This window comes from Phormidesmis sp. 146-12, assembly GCF_052939495.1.
Window position 1 is genome coordinate 1 of sequence record NZ_JBJPHS010000191.1, and the last position, 7,274, is coordinate 7,274.

The window sequence follows — 7,274 nt, forward strand, 5'->3', positions numbered from 1 at the left end:
ATAGCAGATAATTGAGCGCGAGGAATCCAGTCGCGATCGCCAATAATTTCCACACCTGAACGGGTAGACTTCGTAGATTTGGCAACCGACGAGCCGCCGTTAGATAAATCGCCAACAAGCTAAAGGAAACGACAAAGCGAAACCACGTAAGCGTGTAAGCATCCAACGACTGAAGGGCGATCGTGAGCGCGATGGGCAAAACACCCCAAAGAAGTGTCGTCGTCAGCGATAGCCCTAAACCAAGTTGCCAGCGTCCCGAACTGTGATGAAGGGGCATTAGAAGGTTTGGTAGCAGTTTTTCCCTTCAGTACCATACCTTGCATTTCTTAAGCCCGCTCTATACCTAATGTTAGGACTTGGTTAGGACTTGGTTAGGACTTGTTCAAAAAAACTTGAAGCCGTCTCAAAGCACACTTTTTCGGAATTTTCATAAAGTGAGTGTGAGGCAGAACAGCAAAAATTTTGCAACTAAGTAAAAACTTTGTGAACGAAGTTGACGATCGCCGAGCGATATACGCAAAATCACTTAAGTCGAGTTAAAAAAGTTCTATCTCCACGTAGCCACCCTCAAATAGGTCAGGGTTGCCAGCTCACCGCTTTATGACTGACCTGACACCTCGCTACTCTGGTTGATATCCATCACAGAATCAGTTCGGATTGCCCTCCTAACGATTTTCGTATGATGACGGTTGACGATCAATCTGCCTCCTCCCCTACCCTTGGGCAGGTCATCGATCGCATCTTATCCACCGGATACATCACCAGTGCTGATCAAAATTACCTGCGGCGAGCAGTTTTGTCAGAAATACCACTGAGTCAAACAGAGCAAAGTCAAGTCAGACGGTTGACCCTCTGGGAATGGGTCTTGTCAGAGTCATGGAGTAAGCTTTTCAATCAGGTTGCATCACCTTCAACGTAAATAGAGACTTCGGTGTTGAATCATCCCTTAGTGATGGTTGAGTGCCGAGCATTTGGAGGTGTACTTTGGTCAATTTAAGCTGTAAAAATCGCGCCAGTGTCTCAGACACAGTTCCGTTAGACATTGACTCAATGGAGTCGGGAGGATGGTATTCCAAAGGCATTGTTTTGAGCGAGTTGGGCTGGCATGAAGCCGCGATCGACTGCCTTGACAAAGCGTTGGTAACCCATTCAGATAAATCGCGCACCTGGAACTACCGAGGGTATGTGTTGGGCAAGTTGGGGCGCTATGAAGCTGCGATCGCCAGCTACGAACAAACTTTTACGCTCAAATCTGACGACCCCAAAGCCCGATACAACTGCGGACGTGCGCTAGTCAAACTGGGACGCTACGAATCTGCTCTCACTCACTTTAACAAAGCGATCGAACTCGCCCCCGACCGCCCAAAATTTTGGTATCAGCGCGGCAAAATTCTAGCTTTGCTCAACCGTCCCCAGGAGGCACTTGCCAGTTTAGAGCAAGCGATCGCCCTTCAGCCAGAGTTTCCCAAAGCATGGGGGCATCGAGGTCGAATTTTGGGTCAGCTTGGCGCGCATCGGCAGGCGATCGAGAGCATCGATTGGGCACTGCACCTCAACCCGCAAGCGATCAAACTCTGGAATATTCGCGCCTACAGTCTGTGGAAATTAGAACGCTTCTCTGATGCCCTGGAAAGCCTTGAGACCGCCATCAGCGCCAAACTTGATCATCCTCATACGTGGGGAATGCGAGGCGTTGTTTTGGGATCGCTGGGTCGGTTAGAAGAATCGCGATCGAGCTTTGAACGAGCACTCAAGCTTCAGCCTGACGACCCTTATTTGCTGTGTAACCTGGGCATTGTGCTGAGAAGACTGGGGCTATTGCAAACTGCGACTGAGTGCTTTGATCGAGCCGTTGTCGCCCATCCTCAAAACGTTAAAGCCTGGGTCATGCGCGGATTGGCGTTCTGGCAACTCGATCAAATTGAAGCAGCTCTCAAAAGTCTCGATCGGGCTTTGATGCTCCAATCCAACCACGCCAAAATCTGGCAATATCGCGGCAACCTGTTGGACAGCGTGAGACGATATGAAGAAGCGATCGGCAGCTACATTCGCGCCTTGATGCTAGAACCTTACAATCAGCAAGGATGGCTTTCTCTGGGGCTGGCGCTCCAACATGCAGGTCACTACACTGAGGCGATCATCAGCTACGACAAAGCATTAGGAATCGTCCCCAACGACCCGATCGCGTTTTATCAAGAGGCTTGCTGTTACGCCTTGCAAAATAATTCTGATTGGGCATTAGAGCATCTAAGACGAGCCATTAGTTTAGCGCCTCGCTATCGAGAGATTGCTAGGGGCGATCGTAACCTGGACAGTCTGCGCCAAGACTCCCGATTTCAAACACTCCTCTCCCTCAGTTCCGCATCTGCGTCTAATACCAACTCTCTCTGACGTGAATTCGATGAAATCCTTTGCTGCCGTTACAAATCCGGGCAGCCCCCTAAATCCACGTCAGTTCGATGAGAGTGACTCGCTTCGTTGCGATCAGCTTCAGCCCCCTAAATCCCCCAAAATTGGGGGACTTTGACCCAGAGAAAGTTCCAGAGTTCAAAGAAATTATGCTGATTCAAAGTCCCTCAGAATGGGGGATTTAGGGGGCGAATCCCCTGGCAACGAAGCGAAAAAGTTTATCGAACTGACGTTAAATCCCCCACGAGTGAGGGACTTTGAACGAAGAATAGTATCTAATAGTCCCCCAGATTGGGGGGTTGGGGGGCAGAAGCGCTGAAGACCGAAGCGAAAAACTCCCATCGAATTCACGGCTCTGTGAAGCTGCACAAAGAATCGGTCTAACGTCCAAGAATCTACATTTCACGCGCGATCGGCAGCGAAAATCGAAACGTACTCCCTTTACCTAATTCGCTGTCGGCAGTGATAGTGCCTTTTTGCAATTCAACTAAGCGGCGAGAGATGGCTAACCCAATCCCAGTGCCGCCAGATGAGCGATCGCGGGATCGATCCGATCGCCAAAATCGCTCAAACACATGGGGCAAATCTTCGGCTGAAATGCCTTGCCCGGTATCGACGACCGCAATCCAAATTTTGTCTGACTGACTCCAGGCCCGCAGAGTAACCCTGCCATCGGGCGTATAGCGCAACGCATTGCCAATCAGGTTGATGAGAATTTGTTCGACTCGTTCGGGGTCGGCGATCGCCATCGGTAAATTGGTCGGACAGTCCAATCGTAAGATCGTGCCCCCTTCTAACAGTTGGTCAGAAAATCTCAGGACGAGTGCCGCCATCAAAGGACGCAGATACAGCGGTTTTGCGTGGATGGGGAGGTAGCCTGCCTCAGCTTTAGACAGTTCTTGTAGGTCGTTGACGAGCCGATTGAGACGAGTGGTTTCTTTGGCGAGGCGTTGATAGATGTCCGGGGAAGCGTCGATCGTGCCGTCTGCCAGCCCTTCAAGGTAGCCTTCCAGAACGGTGAGCGGCGTTCTCAACTCGTGGGTCAGGTCACCCACCAAATCACGACGGCGTTGTTCGACTCCCTTCAACTCTTCTGCCATGTAGTTAAAGCTTTCTGCCAGCCGATTTAACTCTGGAATTTCATGGGGGGGCACTCGTTCTTCTAGATTGCCGGATGCAAATCGACGGGTGATGTGTTCCATCTGGATCAGCGGTTTGACAATACGTTTTGAAACGAGATAGCTCAATCCTCCGGCTGTCGTCCCGCCGACAATCACTGACCAAAACGCCCCCCGACTCCACGCCGAATCAAACCCATCGACAAGCTGCCGCCGAAAATAGCGAACATCCAACCCCCGTTCTTGCAACTTTTCTAGATGCAGCACAAACAGCCAGGGCGAGTAAAACTTGCCGATCGCCAGTAGGGTGAACAGTCCCACAAACATGACGATCGTATGTGAAAGAAACAGTCTGGCTCGTAGGCCGAGTTTTGCCATACGGGAGGGATGAGGGATGAGGGATGAGGGATGAAGGTCTTTTAGGGAGAGCCGTTGAGGGCTAAATCCTCGAATTTGTAGCCGACCCCGATCACGGTTTTGACAAAGGTGGGATTGGCGGGATCGGGTTCGATTTTTTTTCGTAGGCGGGCAACGTGGGTATCGACAACGCGCTCATCTCCAAAAAAATTGTCGCCCCACAGCTTGTCGATTAGTTGCGTCCGATTCCACACGCGGCCGGGGTAGCTCATAAACGTGGACAATAGATCAAATTCGAGAGTGGTCAGATCGAGGGGTTCTGATTGGTCGTTGAGGTGGCGGGTGGCCGATCGCTGATCCAAGTCAACCATAAAGCTGGCGGTGCGATAGTTTTGGGTTTGTCCGCCCTGACGCAGCGTTCTTCTGAGAAGCGCCCGGACGCGGGCCACCAACTCTTTGGGGCTAAAGGGTTTAACCATATAGTCGTCTGCCCCAGTCGAAAGCCCAATGATGCGATCGAGTTCTTCGCCTCGTGCGGTCAACATCAGAATATACGGATCTTTGCTGCCCGGTTTTTGCCGAATTCGAGCGCAGACTTCTAGACCGTCTAACGCAGGAATCATCAAATCGAGAATAATCAGATCGGGCTTTTGGTCTTGAAAGATCTGAAGGGCCGTCAATCCATCGCGGCAGGTGCGACACGAGAAGCCTTCTTTTTCGAGATAAAGCTGAATCAGTTGGGCGATTTCGGCTTCATCTTCAACAATCAGAATATCCATGCGGGTTATCAGGGGTAGAGATCGAGCAAGCTGTTTGAGATGACGGCTTCAGGCTGGCATTTGAGCCTCTTTCATACTGCCTTGCTAATGGAGATTCATCCAATTTTGAAAATAAGTTTGTCAAATCACAACAATAGCTGCTACATTAGATGAGTTGGAAATAACGCGGGGTAGAGCAGTCTGGTAGCTCGTCGGGCTCATAACCCGAAGGTCCATGGTTCAAATCCATGCCCCGCCACCAAATAAAACAAGAAGCCTTGGTTCTAAAAAGTTCCAGGGCTTTTTGCTATCTATCCTTGGTCTATTCTTTCTTCAGAGAGAAGCTGCGTTCAAACCTGACCAAGAACGAAGCAAGCGAGATTGCCCTGAATCCACAAAAGCAATTCTTTCCTCCCTCATCTCTCCTCGCGCAGCGGATTACCCCCAAAGGGGGAACCGATCATCGAAGTTCTCCCTCCTCCCGAAGGGCCTACGTGCCAGGTTTGGTTCAGGGGCGAAAGTTTGTTCTATCCTGGAAGTCAGTAGTCTGAAAGTGTGTCTGATATGACGGTTCAGTTGCAGCGATCGCTGATTTTAGGTGGTGTCGGTTTGGCTCTGTTGACCTGGTTGCTAGAAATCCTGAGTAGCGTGGGCGACTGGACACCTGCGATCGTGTTGGGCAGTGGAATTGCCTGGTTGTTTCTCAAGTTTCAGTCTAGTTTGACGACTGTCTCTAAAGCAGCAGTTCCCATGAATTTGACAACGGTAAAAACGGCCCTATCAGAAGCCGAAGGGGTGGTCAATCAACTAGCCTCTGAAGTGCAGGATTTGACGATCGACGGTAGCGCCCAACAATTGTCAGAGTTGCGATCGCAGATTCATCAAATTGCGGCTGATTTGCATCGCGATCAGATTCGGTTGGCGGTGATGGGCGGTAAGTCGGTGGGCAAAACCACGCTGACCCAGCTATTAAAAGCGCACTGGGCGGCTAACCTTTCGCAACTGACGCTCGAAGACACACCGGAACTGTTTTCCGCAGAGGGCATCATTGCCGAACAGACTGCCTGGAAGCGGGCCCGATCAGCTGACTTGATCTTATTTATCACCAACGGCGATTTAACAGCAACTGAGTTTCAGGCAATGCAAAAACTGGCAGCCGCTCACAAGCGCATCATTCTAGTTTTTAATAAACAAGATCAGTATTTGCCCGAAGAACAGCAGGCAATTTTGCATCAACTCAGACAGCGATCGCAGGGAATGTTGAGTGATTTAGATGTAGTCGCGATCGCAACTTGCCCACAACCTGTCAAAGTCCGACGACACGAATCAGATGGCACGATTAATGAATGGCTTGAGCAGCGCGGATTTCAAATTGCACCTCTGGTCGATCGGCTCAATGAGATTCTATTACACGAAGGTCAACAGCTTGTATTAGCGAGTTCGCTTGGCAATGCAAAAGAGTTGAGAACTGAAGCCAAAAAAGCCTTGAATCAGGTACGGCGCGATCGGGCTTTACCTGTGATTGATCAGTCCCAATGGATAGTAGCGACGACCACGTTTGCGAATCCTTTTCCCGCATTGGATCTGCTGGCGACGGCGGCAATCAATGTGCAAATGGTGATGGATTTAGGCAGTTTATATCAACAAAAATTCTCCCTCTCTCAGGCAAAAACCGTGGCGAGTACGATGGCGGGCCTAATGATGAAATTGGGATTGGTGGAAGTTTCGACGCAGGCGATCGCGGCCATTCTCAAAACCAATATGGTGACCTATGTGGCGGGGGGCTTGATGCAAGGGGTGAGTGCGGCTTATCTCACTCGGCTGGCTGGCTTGACGCTAATTGAATACTTTGAGGGCGAAGCGGCGGGGGAACCTGTGAAGCGCGACCCCTTTGGGGTCACTCAGAGAGATCGACTCCAACAAATTCTAGAAACCGTCTTTCAGCAAAATCAGAGAATTTCATTCTTACAGATGTTTGTCAAGCAGGCGGTCGATCGACTTAAACCTTCTACACCAGCGCAACCTCCTGCCCCTGTACAACAATTTGATGCTTTACCCAAACCACAAGAAGAACCATTGCAATTAGGTGCCAAGTTAGTGAGTGAACCTGAGCAAGCAGAAAACATTCCTCTAGAGTTACCCGTTGCTCCGCTAGAGTTACCCGTTGCTGAAGAAGTTCTATTGTCTTAATGATGTTAGGTCGGAGGCCAAAGTGAATCTAGAACTAGAGCAAGCGCAAGCAGTTAAAGAGCAACGATTCCTTCTATCTGGAGTGACGTGGGAGCAGTATGAGACGTTGCGATCGCTCCTTGATGAGAGCCATTCTGACCTGCGAATGTTTTATTTAGAAGGAACGATCGAACTGTTTATGCCCTCGCGAGAACACGAAGTCACGGTAAAGGTGCTTGCCCGCTTGTTGGAGCAGTATGGGCTTGAAAAGAATATTAGGCTGTATGGCTATCGCTCAACCACCTACCGAAAACAAGCAAAGCAGCGCGGGTTAGAACCTGACGAGTCTTATGCAGTAGGCACAGAGAAAGAACTTCCTGATATTGCGATTGAGGTGATCATTACCAGTGGGTTGCTCGATAAGTTAGAGATTTATCGTGGGCTAGAAGTGCCTGAAGTGTGG

At 50.1% G+C, this 7,274-nt stretch carries 7 protein-coding genes and 1 tRNA gene; 5 read left to right on the forward strand and 3 right to left on the reverse strand.

The features are described from left to right. Nucleotides 1-277: hypothetical protein (locus ACKFKF_RS33745; RefSeq protein WP_446871742.1), on the reverse strand; the 277-nt coding region annotated here is incomplete at its 3' end. A 402-nt stretch (nt 278-679) separates the two neighbouring features. Between ACKFKF_RS33745 and ACKFKF_RS33750 the strand changes: the two genes are divergently transcribed. Together ACKFKF_RS33750 and ACKFKF_RS33755 are read left to right on the forward strand one after the other, a co-directional pair. Next, complete coding sequence (locus ACKFKF_RS33750; protein ID WP_446871743.1) at nt 680-919, forward strand: hypothetical protein; 240 nt, start codon at nt 680-682, stop codon at nt 917-919. A gap of 65 nt (nt 920-984) precedes the next feature. After that, nucleotides 985-2,391 (forward strand): tetratricopeptide repeat protein, encoded by a 1,407-nt coding sequence (locus tag ACKFKF_RS33755; protein ID WP_446871744.1) that lies wholly within the window; start codon nt 985-987, stop codon nt 2,389-2,391. Nucleotides 2,392-2,804: 413 nt separating this feature from the next. Here the strand turns inward: ACKFKF_RS33755 and ACKFKF_RS33760 are convergent, their stop codons facing one another. Both ACKFKF_RS33760 and ACKFKF_RS33765 read right to left on the reverse strand, forming a co-directional pair. After that, nucleotides 2,805-3,905, reverse strand: a complete 1,101-nt coding sequence (locus ACKFKF_RS33760) for a sensor histidine kinase (RefSeq protein WP_446871745.1) — start codon at nt 3,903-3,905, stop codon at nt 2,805-2,807. A 41-nt stretch (nt 3,906-3,946) separates the two neighbouring features. Next, nucleotides 3,947-4,663 (reverse strand): response regulator, encoded by a 717-nt coding sequence (locus tag ACKFKF_RS33765; RefSeq protein WP_446859045.1) that lies wholly within the window; start codon nt 4,661-4,663, stop codon nt 3,947-3,949. 164 nt (nt 4,664-4,827) lie between these two features. On the opposite strand from ACKFKF_RS33765, the gene ACKFKF_RS33770 reads away from it, so the two are divergent. The 3 genes from ACKFKF_RS33770 to ACKFKF_RS33780 form a co-directional block, all read left to right on the forward strand. Then, nucleotides 4,828-4,904 (forward strand) — tRNA-Met (locus ACKFKF_RS33770). A gap of 302 nt (nt 4,905-5,206) precedes the next feature. Next, nucleotides 5,207-6,832, forward strand: a complete 1,626-nt coding sequence (locus ACKFKF_RS33775; protein ID WP_446871746.1) for a slr1306 family protein — start codon at nt 5,207-5,209, stop codon at nt 6,830-6,832. 22 nt (nt 6,833-6,854) lie between these two features. Beyond that, nucleotides 6,855-7,274, forward strand: a 420-nt coding sequence (locus ACKFKF_RS33780; RefSeq protein WP_446871747.1) for a Uma2 family endonuclease, incomplete at its 3' end; no start/stop codon positions are given.